Below are 19,099 nucleotides of genomic sequence, written 5' to 3' on the forward strand. Positions count from 1 at the left end.
ATTCTTATGCAGGGAGTGACATATAAAAATGGAAAGATGGATGGTCATCGGGTTTATCATTTTTTTGGCACTTGTCATACTGATCCCCGCCATTTTGCTGTTGTGGCTGTATGTTCATGACGTGAAACAGAAAGAACATTCAGTCCTGCAAAATTATCCAATTCTTGGGAAGATGCGCTATATCTTAGAAAAAATGGGACCTGAGCTGAGGCAGTATTTATTTTTAAATGATCAGGAAGGAAAACCCTTTAACCGGAAGCAATTTGAATTTGTCATGAAGGCAGGGAAGTATAACAGCAGTATGATGAGTTTTGGTGCTGAACGGAATTTTGAGAACGACGGGTTGTATCTGGTTAATGATATGTTTCCTGCCAAGAAAGATGAGTTAAAAATTGACCAATCCCCGAAAGTTAAGACGCGTTTATATGAGGTAAATGAGGAAAACTTATTTAACCGCAAAGAAAGCAGAAAGGAAACCGAAATTAATCCGTCCTACCTGCGTGATGATGACACTGTGATTTTAGGTGAGCATACAGCTCGCCATCCATTTCGGCTTAAAGGGCTGATTGGCCAGTCAGCCATGAGCTATGGATCTTTGGGAGACCATGCGATAACAGCGATGTCCAAAGGTCTGGGGATGGCCGGAGGGACCTGGATGAACACCGGCGAAGGGAGCGTTTCACCCTATCATCTGAAAGGAAACACCGATATCATTATGCAAATCAGTCCAGGTCTTTTTGGTGTCCGTGACAAGGATGGTCATTTTTCATGGGAAGAATTTAAAAAGCAAGCCGAAACTGAACAAATAAAGGCGTTTGAATTAAAACTCGCCCAGGGTGCCAAGACGCGGGGAGGACATGTGAGCGGTGAAAAAGTAACAGAAGAAATCGCAGCCATCCGCAAAGTGGAGGTAGGACAAGAGATTAACAGTCCCAATCGATTTCCGGGCATATCGAACCCAGAAGCGTTGCTTGAATTTCTGAATCAGTTGCGGGATGTTAGCGGGAAGCCGGTTGGTATGAAGATTGTCGCCGGAGATGAAAAACAAGTGGACCTTCTTATTCAATCAATGGCTGAAACCGACATTGTCCCGGATTTTATTACCGTCGACGGGGGAGAAGGTGGAACGGGAGCTTCCTTTTATGCGTTGGCCTATTCAGTAGGATTGCCGGCCTTTTCCGCCATTCCGTTAGTGGATGAAATCCTGAAAAAGTACCAGCTGCGTAATAAAACAAAGATTATTGCTTCTGGTAAACTTCTGACTCCGGATAAAATAGCGATGGCGCTTTGCCTTGGGGCGGATTTGATCAATATTGCCAGAGGATTCATGATCTCAACCGGGTGCATCATGGCCCAGGTGTGTCATACAAATACATGTCCTGTCGGTGTAGCGACTACTGACCCAAACCTTCAGAAGGCTTTGAATATCGAGGAAAAGAAATACCGGGTGACCAATTACTTAGTCACACTAAGGAATGATTTATTCAACTTAGCTGCAGTGGCCGGGTTGGACAGTCCAACGAAGTTCAATCGTGAGCACCTTGTATACCGTTCAGCGTTCAAAGATTTTTCAAACTGGAATAATCAGCAGACGTTTGAATACAAGTAATCGTAAAGGAGAACTTGTTGACGTAGCATACGGATAAACATGTTTTTGTCAAATTTTGAAGTTTGTTGTTCTATTATTTGTCGATTTCCTTTATAATAGAATTAAAATGGAGTGGGAGATTGATAGATAATGAAGAGAAAACATCTGAGGATTTCTGCTTTTGTCATTATTCTCCTTGTTATCGTGACCATAATACCGATTACAGCTCAGCAAACGAGCGGCGAGGAGACATTAGAGGCGAGCCCGCATATGGAAAGGCAAACGAATTTGTCAACGATTGATAACGAACAGAAGATGCAGCGTTTTACATACGATTCCGGTTTGGACTTTGATTATCCGGATGCGGTCAGGGGGATTTACGTCACTGGACCGTCCGCCGGGGGAAAGAAATTCAACAGTCTTGTCGATCTGGTCGATACATCTGATTTGAATGCCATGGTCATTGATATCAAGGAAGACCACGGTAACCTGACAATCAGCGTGCCGGAAGACTCACCATATTCGGATGCAGCCCAAAATTATATTGATGAGCCCAGGAAAATGCTGGAAAAATTGGAAGAGAAAGGTATTTACCCGATTGCCCGAATCGTTGTTTTCAAAGATTCAGTCCTTGCTGAACAGCACCCTGAGCTGTCCTTCAAGAAAAATGGAGAAGTCTGGACGAATAATAAAGGTGAAGCGTTTGTTAATCCGTTTCAGAAAAAGGTCTGGGAGTACAACCTGGATATAGCAAAGAAAGCAGCCGAGCTTGGTTTCCAGGAGATCCAGTTTGATTATGTCCGCTTTCCGGAAGGCTTTGAAAACAAAGATGATGAATTGAGCTACAACCAGGGCGACTATAAGAATGAAGATATGAGTAATGTGAAACGGCGTGTGAAAGCAGTTACTGAGTTTGTCGAATATGCCAAAGCAGAGCTTGATTATTATGACGTCGATGTAGCGGTAGATATATTCGGGTATACGGCAACCATTGAAGAAGCTCCTGGAATTGGCCAGAATTTCCCTGAAATTGCAGGCAATGTGGATGTGATTTCCTCGATGATTTATCCGAGCCATTGGACATCTTACTTTGACATTGAGTTCCCGGATAAAGAACCATACAAAACAATAGACGCGTATGCGAAGGCCGAAAATGGTATTCTTGATCAGTTGGGCGAGAATAAGCCTGTCTCCCGTCCATGGATCCAGGATTTTGAAGCACCATGGCTCTATAGCGGTGCTCCAACCGAATATGGCAAGGCAGAGGTTGAGGCACAGATTAAGGCATTAAATAAAAACGGCATAAATGAATTCCTGATCTGGAATGCCGGTAATACGTACACGGAAAATGTTGATTATACACCAATGGATTAATCTGCATATCATCCCTTGCCATTAAGGTTTTCTAATGGACTTCCTGTTAAATGGTTTTGTCTATGTTTGAAAAACCGGGTTATAACGAATAAAACCCGGTTTTCTTTATTATAATAAGTTCACAATGATTATAACCCGTAAAAATGCAGACAAATGACGTCTGAGCCAATTTCACAAAGGCATATGATACCGTTATAATGTAAAGGATACTAAATGAAGGAGCAGATTTATGAATTGGTATGAAAAACTGAACAAATATTTTCCTATTGAAGAAATGAAATCCAAGGAGCATATGGATAAGCTTCTGAAGGAAAAAGGCGATGTTTATCATAAGGATGAAGGCCCTTACCATGTCATGATGTACGCAGAATTCGACACATTTATCTTTATCGATTATGTTTGGGTTTCTGGACAATCAAGGGGGCAGGGCATCGGGCATAAACTGATTGAAAAACTTAAAGAACGGAATAAGCCGATCATTCTTGAAGTGGAACCCGTTGATTATGATGATACGGACACTGGTAAACGGCTTCACTTCTATAAGCGTGAAGGTTTCAACCATGCGCAGTACATTGACTATAACCGCCGCTCCCTCGCTACAAATGAAGAGACACCGATGGAAGTATTATATTGGTCTCCAAATGACGATCTGGAAGAAATGATCTATGAAAAAATGAAGAAAATGTACGAAACGATTCATACGTACAAGGATGAAGAAATATATGGAAAATCCTATCAACCTGTTGATGAAGTGCTGAGTTATGATGAAGAGCGCGATTCAAACGACATCTTTGAAAACGTGACAGAGAAAGCATAATCCTGCATGTAATGGACAGAATCCCTGGCCGAATATCTGCAGATTCCGGGTTTGGCAGGGGTGATTTTTTCAATTAGCAGGTTTAATTAAAAACGTATTAGGGTAACTTACAAATAAATAAGTACATTTTGTGAACAGATATAATTTTTGCCAACTTTTTTGGAAAATCCCTACCTTTTGATTGACAACTATAGTATAATGTACATATAAGTTATTTAAACTTATTTTAATTTAATAATAAGCTATTGCATGTTCATAAAATGTTTATCTATTCTAGATTGAGGAGTGAAGTTACATGGTAACACTTTATACCTCACCAAGTTGTACTTCGTGCAGAAAAGCAAAGGCATGGCTGGAAGAGCAGGATATACCATTTAATGAGCGCAACATATTTTCTGAGCCATTGACACTTGATGAGATCAAGGAAATATTGCGTATGACGGAAGATGGTACCGATGAGATTATATCAACCCGCTCGAAGGTTTTTCAAAAGTTGGACGTCAATATTGACCAATTGCCAATGAAAGACTTATTCAAGATGATTCAACAAAATCCCGGGTTGCTGCGCCGTCCGATTATTCTTGATGAAAAACGGCTGCAGGTAGGCTATAATGAAGATGAAATTCGCAGGTTCTTGCCGCGAACGGTACGTACTTTCCAGCTGCGTGAAGCGCAACGGATGGTTAACTGATTTCAGTATATATACGTGTTTGTTCAAAAAGGAGGATAAAAAGGACCGGCAGGCTAAGTGCTCTTGGTGTCATTCGCTAACGCCTGCACTAACATGTCCAACGCGTCAAAGTTCAAGGCATCCAATGCCTGAACGAGGGCTTCGCGCGTTGTAGTGAGTTTGTAGTTGGTGATTGACGCGGGCGTTTTAGCAGAAGAACCCCTATTAACGTGTCATTTTTACCGAGCTTTTGAACAACCTTTATAAAAAAATTAAAAACGCAGATCCTTCAAAATCAGGTCTGCGTTTTTTCTTTAAAAATCACCCTCATGTTATACGAACTGATTTCTCTATAACAGGCAAATTAATTTTTGTTCAGCTAGTGACAAGATGATTAAAATCGGTTAAAATATGAAATTAATCATCTGTATATAGGCATATAAATTTTCAATCAGGATGCAAGTATCATACAATGAATATAAAGGATTAATGATTGGTTATAAAGGTGTTTGAAATGGGAATATGAATCATAATAAATACGAATTTGACTCTTCCACCATTTGGATTTGACCCTAAAAGTCATGATTCTTTAAACGAAGGGAGAGAAGATGGATGGAAATAGAACGGATTAATGAGAATACGGTGAAGTTCTATATTACGTATGTTGATATTGAAGATCGCGGGTTCCAGCGTGAAGAGATCTGGTATAATCGTGAGCGGGGCGAACAGCTATTCTGGCAAATGATGGAAGAATTGAACTATAAAGAGGACTTTAATGTTGATGGCCCATTATGGATTCAAGTACAGGCAATGGATAAAGGCCTGGAAATTGTCGTAACAAAAGCACAAGTTTCCAAAGACGGTGAGAATCTCGAACTACCGGATGAGAACGGAAAAACAATCGACATCTCAGTGAATGAAAAAATAGAAGATGTGCTTGATGATAAATTCGGCAAAGAAAAACCGAGTAAAGCCGCTGTGAAAGATGAGGGAGATGGCAGTCTTTCACTGATCGTCCGTTTCAGCGACTTTGAGGACGTCATTCAATTGAGTCATTACTTCGCAGGAAATGATGAGGAATTGGACAATATGCTTTATCATTATAAAGATGATTATTATTTGTATATTGTATTTCCTGAGGAAGACGATGACAGACAGGAAGATCTGCTCAGTCAAATATTCGAATTTGCTATGGACACGGAGGTAACCATTCATTTCCTTCAGGAATATGGTGAACAGATTTTTGACCATGACACATTTGGACAAATTCGCTCCCATTTTCCGGCAACGATTGGACGCTCTGAATAAAGAGTGTTCTTTTTTTGCCCCAAATAAGGGCTGATTAGCTCCACATTCAATGTCGGCTGGCCTTACAAGACTAAATGCATGTATTTCCGAAAAAATTCGCTTTTTTTTGCAGGATTTTGTTCACCTCTGTCGAATAGTTTGATTGGAGGTGTTTTTTTTATGTTGCAAGCGAAAACTGAATATGGAACCATCGTGACACTGGCGTCCTTTACAAAAAAGGAGATTTCATCCGTGAAGGAAAAGACGCAATTTTTTTGTCCGGCGTGTCAGGAACCGGTCATTGTTAAAGCAGGTGCTAAAATAACGCCACATTTTGCCCACAGTTCGAAAAGTAGTTGTCCGGCACAGGAAGGCGGCGAGGGGGGCTATCACGAAAAAGGTAAACTGTTGCTTTATCAGTGGCTCAGATGGCAGCAGCTTGATGTCCAGTTGGAGGCCTACTTACCGGCAATCAATCAGCGGCCCGATATTCTGGTCAAACTGAAAAATAAGACGGTTGCGGTTGAATATCAATGTGCCAGAATTCCCCCCACAGACGTGATTAAACGCAATGAGGGCTATCACCGTGAAGGGATTGTTCCCATCTGGATTCTGGGTGCCAATCGGTTTAATCGCCGCGAACGGAACGAAATCCGAATTGATCAGTTTCAGCTTCATTTTATTCACCAGTTTTCTGCAGATTTTCCACTTACACTATATTTCTTCTGTCCCGATACACTCCGGTTTAGTTCATTCCAGGATTTTTATTTTACAGCATTGCAGCGGGCAATAGGGAAAATGACTATTCGAAAATTAAATGATATGAGATTCACTGATTTGTTTAAAACGTCTTTCTTTTCCCCCCAGCAACTTTTTCAAGTTTGGAAGCAGGAAAAACGTTCGTTCCGCATCCGCCCTTCCAGACGTGTATATGGCCGGGAATTGGCGTGGAATCAATGGCTATATGTCAATGCCATTCATCGTCAATCCCTTCCGTCGATTGTTTATCTTCCCGTTTCAGCACAGTTCAGGATGATCACACAGCCATGGGACTGGCAAAGCCGAATATGTCTTGAAATCATTTATCCACTAGCGTCAGGGGAGACGTTCAGCCTTCAGCGCTGTATGCGTGTGTTGCGCCAGCATCTTCGGCACTCATCGTTATTTCCGCTTATGAAGTCTACTGACAACCCTGTTTATCAGTATCTTCAATTGCTGCAGAAGCTTCAGATCATCAAAGAAACCCCGTCCGGCCATTTTATTAAACAAAAACCATTTATGTTCTATGAGCATATCGAAGCCGCAATAGATGGAGATAGCCAATTGATGGATCAATTAATGTTGAAGCAAAATATGGGCATGTTTCACTAATGATTCGTTATACTAATGAACAGGCAGGATTTTTAGACAACCAAATAGAATAAATAGGTAACCGGAATGATAAGGAGGATGAGGAATATGGCAAAGGCTGCAAAAGAACTGCCAAAAAGAAGTGAAATACCGGAAGAACACAAATGGAAACTGGAAGATATTTTTGCAACTGATGACGATTGGGAGAAAGAATTGGAATCATTGAAACAAGATCTGCCGTCGATTGAAAAATTCCAAGGGAAAATTGCTGAATCGGCACAAAATCTGTATGATGTGCTCAAGCTTCAGGATGAATTGTCGGAGCGGCTTGGCAAGCTGTTTACATACGCCCACATGCGTTATGATCAGGATACAACCAATTCGACGTATCAGGCGATGAATTCCAAAGCGGAAAACGTTTTAACCATGGCTTCGAGCACGATGAGTTATGTTGTGCCGGAGATATTGGAAATGGACGAGGAAAAATTGCGCGGGTTTTTGAATGAAAACGAAGAGCTGAAACTGTATGAGCATATCCTGGACGAAATTAACAGGTCTCGTCCGCATGTGTTAAACGAAAAAGAAGAAGCACTACTGGCAGAGGCGTCTGATCCAATGTCAAGCGCGTCCAATACATTCAGCATGCTGAATAATGCGGATCTGACATTCCCATCAATTCAAAACGAGGATGGAGAAGAGGTCGATCTGACCCACGGGCGCTATATTGGATTTTTGGAATCAAAAGACCGTGATGTCCGTCAATCGGCTTTTAAAGCGATGTATGACACATATGGTGAATTCATTAATACGTTCGCCTCAACTCTGACCGGCACAGTCAAAACGGACAATTTCAATGCCAAAGTCCGGAACTATGATTCTGCACGTCAGGCTGCACTGGACAGTAATAACATTCCAGAGCAGGTGTACGATAATTTGGTAGAGGCCGTGAATGAAAGACTGCCGCTTCTACATCGGTACGCCCGCTTGCGCAAAAAAGTACTTGGCCTTGACGAGCTGCATATGTATGATATCTATACACCACTTGTCAAGGATGCGGATATGAGCTTTTCATATGAAGAGGCCCAGCAATACGTGATGGATGGCCTGGCACCACTTGGTGAAGACTATGTCAGCGTCCTGAAAAAAGGCTTCGAGAGCCGCTGGATTGACGTTGAAGAGAATAAAGGGAAGCGGAGCGGCGCCTATTCATCTGGGGCATATGGGACACATCCATATATTCTGCTGAACTGGCAGGATAAACTGAATGACCTGTTCACCTTGGCGCATGAACTCGGACATTCCTTACACAGCTATTACACACATAAATCCCAGCCATTTCGTTACGGCAACTATTCGATTTTTGTGGCTGAAGTGGCGTCAACAACCAATGAAGCACTGTTAAATGACTATTTGTTAAACCATGTTGAAGATGAAAAACAAAAGCTATACCTGCTGAACCACTTCCTGGAAGGATTTCGGGGGACGCTCTTCCGTCAGACCATGTTTGCTGAATTCGAACATGCTATTCATAAACGCATGCAGGATGGTGAAGCCATGACGGCGGAATCATTAACAGAGATTTACTATAACCTTAACCAGAAATATTATGGTGAAGATGTCGTTTCGGATGAAGAAATCGGTAAGGAATGGGCACGTATTCCACATTTTTATATGAATTACTATGTCTACCAGTACGCAACGGGTTATTCTGCCGCTACGGCACTTGCTCATAATATCCTGAATGGGGAAGAGGGGGCAGTTGATCGCTACCTTGATTTTCTTAAAGCCGGCAGCAGTGATTACCCGATTGAGGTCTTAAAAAAAGCCGGCGTTGACATGACGTCCAAAGCACCGATTTTAGCGGCGCTTGATGTGTTTGAGGAAAAATTGAATGAAATGGAAGAATTGTTGTTGAAATAAACGAAGAGGCTCTTTTCGTAAATTTTGTTGCTTTGTGACAATTGAGATAAACTGCGACGTAATGTTCCATGAGTGTTAAACTGCCGCTGCGGAAATACACTTGGTGCTCGTCGTGTTGCAAGTGATTGCGGGAAGCAGCACTCCTCGCAACTCGCAGCTAACTCGGCGGATGTTTTGCTCGTCGCTTTCCGTGGGCGGCTGATGAGCCTCCTCGAGCTAAGCACTAAGGGGTCTCATCTAGGCCTCTGCTCCCACAGGAAGCGGTTTTTGCTTCCGAGGAAGCTGAAGCGTTGCCCTAAGGTGCGCATCCGCCCGGAGTGATCCCGGACGGTAGGGTGAAATTGGAACCACTCCAGCACTTACGTCGCAGTTTATGGTTTTTGTGCTAAAAGTAACAACCTTTTAGAAAATAGTAAGCAAAGAAAAGGCTGTCGCCGCTTTGTAGTGACAGCCTTCTGCTTGTAAATGAAGAAATCGCAAAAAAACGTGTAAGAGTACATATAACACGCCCGCGCATCTTTATCCGTGTATCCTGCCACGATAAACGTTGCGGTGGGTAAACGTGAAAATAGTTAAATAAATGGAAATAAAGAGCATTGGCAGTGTAATATACAGTGGTATCAGCTTCATCAGTCCGAGTAAATTCAAGAACACAGCAACAACCGTCATCACGAGAAATATAAACGGCAGGAAGCTACGCATAATATCCACTCCTCAAGCGAAAGAGTTTTGTCTTTGACAGGTATTCCTATTCAGACGTAGGCCAATCTTACCGAGCCCCTCACATCTAATATCCTCTTAAAAGGTATGTGACAAACCTGTGAAATAGAACTGTGACATTTCTGTGAAAAAGTGAACATGTTAATTGATAAATAAAGCCGTCACTGATAACATTAACAATGTGAGATAAATCACAAACAAAACCCCTTTGTTTTTGATCATGAAACTTTCTCCCATCCCCCTTTGTTTAATACAGAGACGGAGAATAACAGGATGTACGCTGCCCCGTACATCCTGTTTTTTTGTGGGACAAGGGGTCTGACCCTTTGTCCCAATTTTTTGCCCCACAAAAAAGCCCAAAGTTGTGTAGTTGAACTTTGAGCTTCAAGTGTCAATATATTCCCAGAATGCGCCGTATTTTACAGGGATTTTTTTAACTGACTGGCGCAGCTGCAATTTTTTCATTTCCCGATCCGTTTTTGCCGCAGACCAATCGTAAACGACCGATACTTCTTTGCTGCCGACAACATGATAATATTGAACAAAGTGATCAAGCGGAGGTTTGCTGGACGGGACAGGGTTTTTCTGCAGAATCTGTTTCAATATCTGTACATAAATGTCATAGGGATAGAGGCCGGATATTTTGATGCCTTGTTCGTCGGTTCTTTGATTAAAAAATACAATCGTCGGAATGTAGTCCACTTCCATCTCCCTTGTTAACTTCAGATCGGATTGGAAAGCTTTTTTGGCTGATTGTGAATACAAGTCATTTTTAAACTCTTCAAGATCCAGATTGGCCTCCTGCGCATATTTCAGCAGGATAGATACGTCGGATATGTTTTGTTTCCCGAGAAACGCACCTTCCTGAATTCTTCGTAAAAAGATTTTACCCGCTTTTTTTCCTTGCAGTTCAGCCGCTTTCACGGCAAGTGACGCTATCCATGGCGCCGTGATGTCATTCTCTGTCCATAAGTCGCCATCACAGGACATGCCGGTGCGGGAAGCGGTTTTTTCCCATATTTGTTTCAGGCGTTTTGGTTTATCAAAGATATCTTTATTTAATGCATTCAACTGACCGCTGAGGATCGGTTGTAATGTGAAAAAACGTCCATATTCAATGGACAACTTCTTTAAATAGGGCTCCAGTGACCAGGATTCCGGACACAATGGATCGATAAAAACGTATATTTCAACCGGTTTTTGAACAAAATCGACGTAGCTATATGTTGACGATGTGTTTGCGTTATTTGAGCTTGATAGCCCCGGCTGTTTCCAACTCACATCGATTCTCCTTTCCAAAGGATGTCAGAAAGTCAGGCGGACGCCCGGGCAGCAACAGATGTGCTGCCGCTTGCCAATTAACTGTTTGACAATCTTTTTTCTAAAACATTGTGTATTTATCCTGTCTTAACGGGCAGTAAGACCCCCACTCCAAGGTTTTGAGGTGGAAATCAAAAAGATAAGTGGGGTTCAACTTGCCCGTAAAGGTCCGATTCTGTTCAACTAACATTCAGTAGGAAAAACCACCCCACTCAATGAAGTTTCACTTTATTTGTATGGTGTGTTCATCATATGGTGTGCAGTCATAGTCAGTTTTTCAAATATAGCTGTATGATAGGGTTCCTCGATTTTTGTTTCGTTAAGAGCTGCATCCATACATGCTAACCATGCATCCCGACGCTCCGGTGTGATTTCAAATGGCAAATGACGCCGGCGCATCATGGGCTGACCGCGGTCTTCGGTATACCACTTCGGCCCTCCGAAAAATTGTGTCAAAAAAAGCCGCTGTTTTCGGGCTGTTTCCGTTAAATCATCCGGAAAAATCGGGATCAGTTTTGGATGATTTCCAACATGTGTATAAAATGCCGTTACCAAGGTGTCAATCGTATCAAATCCGCCAATTGCTTCATAGATCGTTCCGGGTTGTTTCATACGTGTGCTCCTCATTTATTTGTATATATTTTAGCAACGTCAAAATGTAAGAGCAACTAATCTGATTCATGGGGCCGCATGTTCGCGGGGCTTGTACCGAAAAAACGCTGGATTTTATTAGGTGTATGCCGCTTATTTATATTAAAATGATGCATTATTTGATCCATTGTTTTGACGCCGGCTGCTTCGGATTGTGCTTCAATCTCCAGCTCATAATCGTCATAGCCGTGATAAGCGCTGTAGTCCAGAACAAGAAGAACGTCATTGTAGTTTAGTTCTCGGCGTTCAGTTGTCAGTCTGCCGTAATAGGTCAGATTGTCTGCGGAGATATGTTTGTCAGTCATGCGTTTTGCGATGTTTTGTTTAAGCGTCACAGTGCCATTCATCCAGCTGTATGCTTCCTGCTGTGTCAGTGTATCGTGCGTTTCCAACAGGCCCTTCGGATGCGGTTCTTTCAGTGTAGATGTAAAGGTGTCGTCCTTCTCTCTGATTCTGAGAGCAGCCCCCGATTCCTTTAACGCAAAATCAGCCGTTTCAAAGTAATGGTTGACTTGTCGCTGTGCCTTTTCAGGAAATGGCAGACCGTCTAACAAGCGTTTAAACTCTGCTTCAGTCAGCAAATTTTTATACTCCATTTCAATTTCCTGTGTCACTTGGATCCCCCCATATTTGTGTAGCATCAGTTGCTGCTGGAGTATGATGGTAAACTTCATTATGGCGAATGATGCCCAATTATGCAAAGAATACCCGTTGAATATGTTATGATGTGTGAAGGAAATAGATGACTCGACAGGTGGTGTAACGAATGAATTGGGAAGCATTACTCGCCCCGTATGCTCAGGCAGTGGAGGAATTAAAAGTAAAATTAAAAGGAATCCGTAAACAATATGAATATGAATCCAAACATTCACCGATTGAATTTATAACCGGTCGGGTAAAACCGGTCCCGAGTATTTTGGAAAAAGCCGAAGTAAGACACATTCCGCTTGATAAAATTGAAGAATTGCAGGATATAGCAGGTGTCCGAGTAGTTTGCCCATTCGTCGATGATATCTATGCGATTGTTAACATGATTCGATCACGGGAGGATTTGCACATTATCGATGAAAAGGATTATGTGTCGCACAAGAAAAAAAGTGGGTACCGCTCCTTCCATATTATTATCCGGTATCCCGTCGAAACGATTCATGGTGTTAAAATGGTGATTGCCGAAATCCAAATTCGTACACTGGCGATGAATTTCTGGGCGACAAATGAACACTCTCTAAACTACAAATATAAGGGGAAAATCCCGGAAAATATTCAATCGAGATTGCAGCGTGCGGCTGAAGCAGCTTTTAAGCTTGACGAGGAAATGTCCATCATTAAAAATGAAGTACAGGAAGCAAAACGACTATTTCACCGAAAATAAGGAGGATCTGACTGTGAAGTTTGCGATAGTGGCAAAAGGTGATGAACGATCCAAAAAAATACAGGCAACTATGAAACAATATTTAACGGATTTTAATCTGGATTATGATGAAACAAACCCTGATCTGGTCATCACCGTTGGCGGTGACGGGACTTTTCTGGAGGCTTTTCATCAATATATCCACTGCCTTGATTCAACATCATTCATCGGGGTACATACAGGCCATTTGGGCTTTTATGCCGACTGGACACCGGAAGAAGTGGAAAAACTGATTATCGAAATCGCTAAAACACCTTTCCAGGTTGTCGAATACCCGCTTCTTGAAGTGACGATTCGCGATTATGACGGTGGGGAGGAAAGCCGGTTTCTCGCATTGAATGAAGCGACGATTAAAACAGCTGAAGGATCTGTTGTGTTTGATGTGGAAATAAAAGGTTCCCATTTTGAAACGTTTCGCGGGGATGGATTGTGCATTGCGACGCCATCCGGAAGCACAGCTTATAATAAATCACTGGGCGGGGGCATTATCCATCCGTCGCTTGAGTCGATTCAGCTGACTGAAATAGCTTCAATCAACAACCGGGTTTTCCGGACAATTGGATCACCGCTGATTTTGCCCAAGCACCATACATGCATGCTGAAACCACTTGGCGGCAAAAAAACCTTCCTAATAGCGATTGATCATTTCACGAACAATTACGCCGGTGTCAAATCCATCCAGTGCCGGGTTGCCAAAGAACGCATACGATTTGCCCGATTCAGACCATTTCCATTCTGGGATCGTGTCCGTGATTCCTTTGTTACCGATGAAGCCGATGCTTAATATGACAGGATGTGCTGCAGCATGAAATGGACAATCAACCAACAGCAGGAAGGATTCACGATAAGAAACTACTTACAGCAGGAACATCGATTTTCAAAACGGCTGATGAAGCACATCATACATGGCGGCGGTGAAATCCAGGTGAACGGCGTCAGTCAGACGGTCAAGTATCGACTGGAACCGGGCGATGTGGTTGCTGTCACCTTTCCTGAAGAGGAAAAAGGAGCCATGATGATTCCCGAAAAAATGCCACTGGATATCTTGTATGAAGATGATGCCATCCTGGTTATTAATAAACCATCGGGACGGGCAGTCATCCCATCATATGTTCACACATCCGGGACAATTGCAGGCGGTGTATTGGCGCATTATGAGCAGCAGGGGCTTCCGTATACGTTTCATCCGGTAACCAGGCTTGACCGGAACACTTCCGGTGCGATGTTGATTGCCAAACACCGCTTGAGTCATTCGATCTTAGCAAGAGCACAAAAAGACAGAACGATTGCCCGTGCCTATCATGCGGTGATCGAAGGACATCTGCAGCAAAAAACAGGAACCATCAATAAACCAATCGGCCGCAAAGATGGTTCCATTATTGAACGGACGGTTACGGAGGCAGGCAAACACGCCGTCACACATTACACCGTTTTAAAGGAATTCACGAATCATTCGCTTATCCATGTCCAGCTGGAAACCGGCCGGACACACCAGATCCGTGTTCATTTTTCACATATCGGCCATCCTCTAGCCGGTGATGACCTGTACGGCGGCGGGACGGGTTATATCGACCGGCAGGCGCTCCATTGTCATCATTTGTCATTGGAACATCCCATCACACGTAAACGGATGGATTTTTCCGTTGACACGCCAAATGACATGAAGCGAATGGTCTGGTGATGGACAACAGACATTGTGAAATCAGGTTTCGTCAAAATAGCGAAATTTTTCCGCCACAAATGGCTGTTCTGACGGGACTGAGACGGTTTTTTTCTCAGGCAGACGAAAGGCCGTCAGCGCATTTCCGAATACACACCCCGTATCAATATTAACGGTTTGATGAACCTTGCGCGGCTTCATGACAGGGGTATGCCCATAAATAATCCAGCGGTCACCTGTATAATGCTGAGCCCAGTCACGCCTGATGGGCTTGCCATCGTTATCATAGGTTCCGGTAACATCACCGTACAGGACAAATGACTGGACTTTTTTATTATACCGGCCAATATCCTTTTCCTTGATCCCGGCATGAGCGACAATCGCATTCACGTCAGGCAGTTCCAGATACAGTGGGGCCTGTTCGTAAAGTTCCATGAATTGTTCTCTGACCGAGTGCTGTTCGGTTCGGGGGAGTTTCTGGTATTCGTCGACAGTCGTCTCCAGCCCGTGCTTCACCTGGACTTTGTTCCCCAGAAAATAACGATACAGCTTATTGCAATGGTTGCCTGGCACATAATATGCTTTCTGATGATTCACGACCATTTCATGGACAAGTTTGATCATCCCGGCCGAATTTGGTCCCCGATCAGTAATATCGCCGAGGAAAACAGGAATTCTGTTGTCGGGGTGCACAAAAATCTGCTGTCTTTGCTCGTATCCCAATGTCAAAAAGAGTGTGCGCAATTCATCCATGCACCCATGTACATCACCGATGACATCATATCGCATTAATTTTTCCACCTTGTCTCAAACATGTATTCTTTCGTTCTGGAATGAACATTCAGCACAATTGCGATGGCCAGCATATATGTCAGTGTTGAGCTGCCGCCGTAGCTTATGAACGGCAGGGGAAGCCCGGTGATGGGCAAGAGCTGGATGGACATGCCGATATTCTGGAAAATCTGATAGGCAAACATGCCGACCATGCCCGTGACAAGGTAGCTGCCATAGTCATCATTGCTTTGAATGGCGATGTAAATCAGCCGGTAAATCAATAAAAACAGCAGTGTGACGACAATACTGGAACCGATAAATCCGAACTGCTCGGCAACGGCCGTGAAGATCATATCGGTATGCTGCTCCGGTACGGACACTTGTATGTTGCCTTTACCAAATAATTGGCCTGAGCCGATTGCCATCATGGCTGTAATCAACTGATAGCCGTAACCGCCATTTGTTTCCTGCGGGTTCAGCCAACCGATGAACCGGCCTGCCACATGATCAAGTCCGGATTTGTCAAGAAACGCTGCGACAGAATCAGGAAAGAAATACCATATAGCAGTGACAAGTGATACTGCAGCCAAACTGACGAAGAGAAGGAAAAATAGGATCCGCCATCTTATCCCCGATACCAGAATCATGCTGCCTGCAATCGCGGCAAGTACCAAAAACCCGCCGAGGTCCGGCTGCTTGACCAGGAAAAACATGGGCGGCAAGGACAGGGCAATGATTTTCACAAGCAATCCGAGGTCACTCTTAAAGGTTTTTTCCACGTATTTGCTATTGTGCCGAACGATAACATGGGCAAGCGTCATGACCAGGATAACCTTGATAAATTCTCCAGGCTGGATTGACATACCCGGAAATTGAAACCAGCTCACGGCACCGTTTATTTCCGTTACAATACCAGGTGGAAACCCGACAAAAAGCATGAAAAGTGATAAGAGGCCGAGGCCATATAAGATCCATGTGATCTGATGAAAACGATCATAATCAATGGTCATGACGGCAACGATGACGAGTCCGCCTGCTATATACCACATGCCCTGCTTCAGCCAGTAACCTGATCCATCGCTTGCTGAAAGCGTCGGTTCAAGCGTATAAAGTGTAAAAATGCTGGACAGCCCCAGAAGTATAAGTATGGATAATATTGTATAATCTATATTGATTCGGTTCTGCATGATTTAACCTGACTTTCCGTAGAATTCGTGTTGCTTAAATTTACTTTTTGAACAACCTTTTTAAGGGAATAATAGATTTAACGACAAACTTCGTCTATGCATATGAACCCATTATACCTTTAGTTTACACGAAATCAATCGAGAAATTAAGCATTCCGGTGAAAAAAATCATAATAAAATGAACGTTTAGCGGACATCTTTTGTCATGTATAATAGGACATTGTGAAAGGATGTGATCTTGTGGAAAAGAATGTTTCAGATGCATTTTTCCGGGACGAATTACAGACGTTAGCAGCCAACGGACAGATCGATGCATTTCGTGGCAAATTTTTAGACATGCACCCGTATGACCAGACCGCGTTTTTCATGGAACTCCCAGAAGACATACGCTTGCACATTTATACGTACCTGTCTCCGGAAGAAATGGCAGCGATCATGGAACATATTGAATTGGATGATATCAAGCCGCTGGTAACCGAAATGGATCCGCGTTTTGCCGCGATGGTCATTGCGGAAATGGCGACAGATGATGCAGTTGATATTTTAAATGAACTAAGAAAAGATGTGGTTGTCAGTCTGCTGACTATCATGGACGATAAAAACGCTGACGAGATAAAAGAACTGCTTCATTATGAAGAAAAAACCGCCGGCAGTATTATGACCACAGAATTTGTGGAAATTTATCAGGCGACAACGGTAAGTGATGCGATGCAATATCTGAAGGCTGAGGCACCTGAAGCCGAGACGATTTACTATTTATATGTGGTCGATGCGGATAAACATCTTGTTGGTGTTTTATCGTTGCGTGACTTAATTATTGCCGATTCGGACGTGAAGATTGCTGATTTGATGAGCGACAAGGTATTGTCTGTATCTGTGGCAGAAGATCAGGAAGACGTTGCCCGGATGATCCGTGATTATGACTTTCTGGCACTTCCTGTTGTTGATTTTCAGAATCATTTGCTCGGTATTATAACGGTTGATGATATCCTCGATGTTATGGACGAAGAAGCCAGTGACGATTACTCGAAGCTGGCTGGTGTCTCCGATGTGGAGCGGCCGAAAGACAGTGCACTCATCTCGGCCAAAAAGCGTCTGCCCTGGCTCATTATTCTGTTATTCCTGGGAATGCTGACCGCCAGTCTGATTGGTCAATTTGAAGAGGCCCTTGAACAAGTCGCTGTTCTCGCCATCTTTATTCCGCTGCTTGCCGGGATGGCCGGTAATACCGGAACACAAGCTCTGGCAGTTGCTGTCCGCGGACTGTCAACAGGTGACTATGGGAAACAGGGGAAACTGAAACTCATGCTTCGTGAAGCAGCCACTGGATTAATAAATGGGGCAGTTTGTGGTGCGTTACTGACAGTGATTGTGTATTTCTGGAAGAATGATTTTTACCTTGGACTCCTGGTTGGATTTTCAATTATGGTGACATTGGTGGTGGCAACATTGGCGGGCGCTCTTGTCCCGATTTTGATGGACAAACTGAATATTGATCCTGCTGTTGCATCAGGCCCGTTTATCACGACCATTAATGATATCATTTCCATCTTCATTTATTTCGGTCTTGCAACAGCATTTATGCAATATTTGGTCTAGCGTTCTGACGAATAGGCTATTCAGAACCGTCGTGCACACCGATCTTTCTGGGTTGGGATCTGGTTTCCGGCATCTAAACAGCTGTCTTCCAGAATAGGCATACACACATTTTTAAAGTGTTCATATAATATGGTTGACGAATGGATTATCCCGCCTTAATGGGCAGCGATCCGCCAAAAAAACGGCTAACTGCTTGTAAAGGTCCGGTAAGTTTCACTTTAAAAGGAGCGTATGACAAATGGGAGACCATAAAAGTGCTAAGAGCCCATTACTCTATATTCAACAGCCGAACATAAAAACACCCAGGGCATCGATGCAAAGTCATTACAGGACACCGAAAAAAGCGTTTGATGATAACAAAAAGGGCTACCCTATGAGCAAAAAACGCCAGGTAAACTGGAGTAATTTTGGGAAACAAGATAACGATGATGAAGCAGAGGAAGAGGTGACGGAATCCTCAGAAGAGGACTCTGATCAACAGGAGAGCAGTCATGATCGGAAAAAGTTTAAAGACATGACATTAGAAGAGCGCGTCTATTACTTCCTGGACGCACCTAAACATGCCCCTGTCATGAGGTGTGAAGTGAAAACAGAGGGACGGAATTATCGGGGGATGATTATTGATTATCAGGAAAAAAACGTGTATATGCGTGTCGGCAAACGGACAACACCAACAGCCATTCCATTTGATACGATTACCGAAATACGGCTGCTTGGCTTCTAAAAAGCACGAAATAATTTGTATTGAAAAAAAGGTGCCCCGGGATCGCC

Annotated in this window: 18 protein-coding genes; 12 read left to right on the top strand and 6 right to left on the bottom strand. The window is 43.2% G+C overall.

Features of this window, described 5'->3' with window-relative positions; translation table 11 throughout:
- The first annotated feature begins 28 nt into the window (after positions 1-28).
- The 7 genes from E4U82_RS06520 to pepF all read left to right on the top strand — a co-directional run bounded on the left by E4U82_RS06520 (position 29) and on the right by pepF (position 9,006).
- Positions 29-1,609: an FMN-binding glutamate synthase family protein gene (locus E4U82_RS06520; RefSeq protein ID WP_209300542.1), complete on the top strand. Its 1,581-nt coding sequence runs from the start codon at positions 29-31 to the stop codon at positions 1,607-1,609.
- 129 nt (positions 1,610-1,738) lie between these two features.
- Entirely contained in the window at positions 1,739-2,962 is a 1,224-nt protein-coding gene (locus tag E4U82_RS06525; RefSeq protein ID WP_135109311.1) for a putative glycoside hydrolase, read from the top strand.
- Between the two features lie 229 nt (positions 2,963-3,191).
- Positions 3,192-3,779 carry a GNAT family N-acetyltransferase gene (locus E4U82_RS06530; protein WP_135109313.1) on the top strand — a complete coding sequence of 196 codons (588 nt, stop codon included), beginning with the start codon at positions 3,192-3,194 and terminating at the stop codon, positions 3,777-3,779.
- Between the two features lie 295 nt (positions 3,780-4,074).
- On the top strand, positions 4,075-4,470 hold the full coding sequence (spxA, locus tag E4U82_RS06535; RefSeq protein ID WP_135109315.1) for a transcriptional regulator SpxA: 396 nt from the start codon (positions 4,075-4,077) through the stop codon (positions 4,468-4,470).
- A gap of 591 nt (positions 4,471-5,061) precedes the next feature.
- Positions 5,062-5,757 (top strand): adaptor protein MecA, encoded by a 696-nt coding sequence (gene mecA / locus E4U82_RS06540; protein WP_135109317.1) that lies wholly within the window; start codon positions 5,062-5,064, stop codon positions 5,755-5,757.
- A gap of 159 nt (positions 5,758-5,916) precedes the next feature.
- Positions 5,917-7,107, top strand: coding sequence for a competence protein CoiA (locus tag E4U82_RS06545; protein ID WP_167751344.1), 1,191 nt, complete (start codon positions 5,917-5,919; stop codon positions 7,105-7,107).
- An 87-nt stretch (positions 7,108-7,194) separates the two neighbouring features.
- On the top strand, positions 7,195-9,006 hold the full coding sequence (gene pepF / locus E4U82_RS06550; RefSeq protein WP_135109321.1) for an oligoendopeptidase F: 1,812 nt from the start codon (positions 7,195-7,197) through the stop codon (positions 9,004-9,006).
- Between the two features lie 519 nt (positions 9,007-9,525).
- Here the strand turns inward: pepF and E4U82_RS06555 are convergent.
- The 4 genes from E4U82_RS06555 to E4U82_RS06570 form a co-directional block, all read right to left on the bottom strand.
- The gene (locus tag E4U82_RS06555; RefSeq protein WP_135109323.1) at positions 9,526-9,708 is read right to left on the bottom strand and encodes a hypothetical protein; all 183 of its coding nucleotides are present in this window, start codon (positions 9,706-9,708) and stop codon (positions 9,526-9,528) included.
- Positions 9,709-10,110: 402 nt separating this feature from the next.
- Positions 10,111-11,007 (bottom strand): ClpXP adapter SpxH family protein, encoded by an 897-nt coding sequence (locus E4U82_RS06560; RefSeq protein ID WP_135109325.1) that lies wholly within the window; start codon positions 11,005-11,007, stop codon positions 10,111-10,113.
- Positions 11,008-11,274: 267 nt separating this feature from the next.
- Positions 11,275-11,658, bottom strand: a complete 384-nt coding sequence (locus tag E4U82_RS06565; RefSeq protein WP_135109326.1) for a globin domain-containing protein — start codon at positions 11,656-11,658, stop codon at positions 11,275-11,277.
- Between the two features lie 56 nt (positions 11,659-11,714).
- Positions 11,715-12,311 (bottom strand): CYTH domain-containing protein, encoded by a 597-nt coding sequence (locus E4U82_RS06570; RefSeq protein WP_135109328.1) that lies wholly within the window; start codon positions 12,309-12,311, stop codon positions 11,715-11,717.
- Positions 12,312-12,463: 152 nt separating this feature from the next.
- Here E4U82_RS06570 and yjbM point away from each other — a divergent pair, with 152 nt between their 5' ends.
- The 3 genes from yjbM to E4U82_RS06585 are packed head-to-tail and all read left to right on the top strand — an operon-like array spanning position 12,464 to position 14,789.
- Positions 12,464-13,069, top strand: a complete 606-nt coding sequence (yjbM, locus tag E4U82_RS06575) for a GTP diphosphokinase (protein ID WP_135109330.1) — start codon at positions 12,464-12,466, stop codon at positions 13,067-13,069.
- Between the two features lie 13 nt (positions 13,070-13,082).
- Positions 13,083-13,892 carry an NAD kinase gene (locus tag E4U82_RS06580; RefSeq protein WP_135109332.1) on the top strand — a complete coding sequence of 270 codons (810 nt, stop codon included), beginning with the start codon at positions 13,083-13,085 and terminating at the stop codon, positions 13,890-13,892.
- A 21-nt stretch (positions 13,893-13,913) separates the two neighbouring features.
- Positions 13,914-14,789: an RluA family pseudouridine synthase gene (locus E4U82_RS06585; RefSeq protein ID WP_135109334.1), complete on the top strand. Its 876-nt coding sequence runs from the start codon at positions 13,914-13,916 to the stop codon at positions 14,787-14,789.
- A 21-nt stretch (positions 14,790-14,810) separates the two neighbouring features.
- Here E4U82_RS06585 and prpE read toward each other — a convergent pair whose 3' ends face one another.
- Together prpE and E4U82_RS06595 are read right to left on the bottom strand one after the other, a co-directional pair.
- Entirely contained in the window at positions 14,811-15,557 is a 747-nt protein-coding gene (prpE, locus tag E4U82_RS06590) for a bis(5'-nucleosyl)-tetraphosphatase PrpE (protein ID WP_135109335.1), read from the bottom strand.
- Positions 15,557-16,729 carry an FtsW/RodA/SpoVE family cell cycle protein gene (locus tag E4U82_RS06595; RefSeq protein ID WP_135109337.1) on the bottom strand — a complete coding sequence of 391 codons (1,173 nt, stop codon included), beginning with the start codon at positions 16,727-16,729 and terminating at the stop codon, positions 15,557-15,559. The genes prpE and E4U82_RS06595 overlap by 1 nt, the downstream gene beginning before the upstream one ends.
- A gap of 240 nt (positions 16,730-16,969) precedes the next feature.
- On the opposite strand from E4U82_RS06595, the gene mgtE reads away from it, so the two are divergent.
- Complete coding sequence (gene mgtE / locus E4U82_RS06600; RefSeq protein ID WP_135109339.1) at positions 16,970-18,328, top strand: magnesium transporter; 1,359 nt, start codon at positions 16,970-16,972, stop codon at positions 18,326-18,328.
- A 238-nt stretch (positions 18,329-18,566) separates the two neighbouring features.
- The gene (locus tag E4U82_RS06605; protein WP_135109341.1) at positions 18,567-19,052 is read left to right on the top strand and encodes a CotO family spore coat protein; all 486 of its coding nucleotides are present in this window, start codon (positions 18,567-18,569) and stop codon (positions 19,050-19,052) included.
- Positions 19,053-19,099 lie beyond the last annotated feature (47 nt).

It is taken from the genome of Lentibacillus salicampi (genome assembly GCF_004565465.1).
Lineage (GTDB): Bacteria > Bacillota > Bacilli > Bacillales > Amphibacillaceae > Lentibacillus > Lentibacillus salicampi.

Coding starts and splice junctions, on each gene's coding strand:
- E4U82_RS06520 (WP_209300542.1), top strand. CDS start 29: ATGGAAAGATGGATGGTCATCGGGTTTATCATTTTTTTGGCACTTGTC.
- E4U82_RS06525 (WP_135109311.1), top strand. CDS start 1,739: ATGAAGAGAAAACATCTGAGGATTTCTGCTTTTGTCATTATTCTCCTT.
- E4U82_RS06530 (WP_135109313.1), top strand. CDS start 3,192: ATGAATTGGTATGAAAAACTGAACAAATATTTTCCTATTGAAGAAATG.
- spxA (WP_135109315.1), top strand. CDS start 4,075: ATGGTAACACTTTATACCTCACCAAGTTGTACTTCGTGCAGAAAAGCA.
- mecA (WP_135109317.1), top strand. CDS start 5,062: ATGGAAATAGAACGGATTAATGAGAATACGGTGAAGTTCTATATTACG.
- E4U82_RS06545 (WP_167751344.1), top strand. CDS start 5,917: ATGTTGCAAGCGAAAACTGAATATGGAACCATCGTGACACTGGCGTCC.
- pepF (WP_135109321.1), top strand. CDS start 7,195: ATGGCAAAGGCTGCAAAAGAACTGCCAAAAAGAAGTGAAATACCGGAA.
- E4U82_RS06555 (WP_135109323.1), bottom strand. CDS start 9,708: ATGCGTAGCTTCCTGCCGTTTATATTTCTCGTGATGACGGTTGTTGCT.
- E4U82_RS06565 (WP_135109326.1), bottom strand. CDS start 11,658: ATGAAACAACCCGGAACGATCTATGAAGCAATTGGCGGATTTGATACG.
- yjbM (WP_135109330.1), top strand. CDS start 12,464: ATGAATTGGGAAGCATTACTCGCCCCGTATGCTCAGGCAGTGGAGGAA.
- E4U82_RS06585 (WP_135109334.1), top strand. CDS start 13,914: ATGAAATGGACAATCAACCAACAGCAGGAAGGATTCACGATAAGAAAC.
- prpE (WP_135109335.1), bottom strand. CDS start 15,557: ATGCGATATGATGTCATCGGTGATGTACATGGGTGCATGGATGAATTG.
- E4U82_RS06595 (WP_135109337.1), bottom strand. CDS start 16,729: ATGCAGAACCGAATCAATATAGATTATACAATATTATCCATACTTATA.
- E4U82_RS06605 (WP_135109341.1), top strand. CDS start 18,567: ATGGGAGACCATAAAAGTGCTAAGAGCCCATTACTCTATATTCAACAG.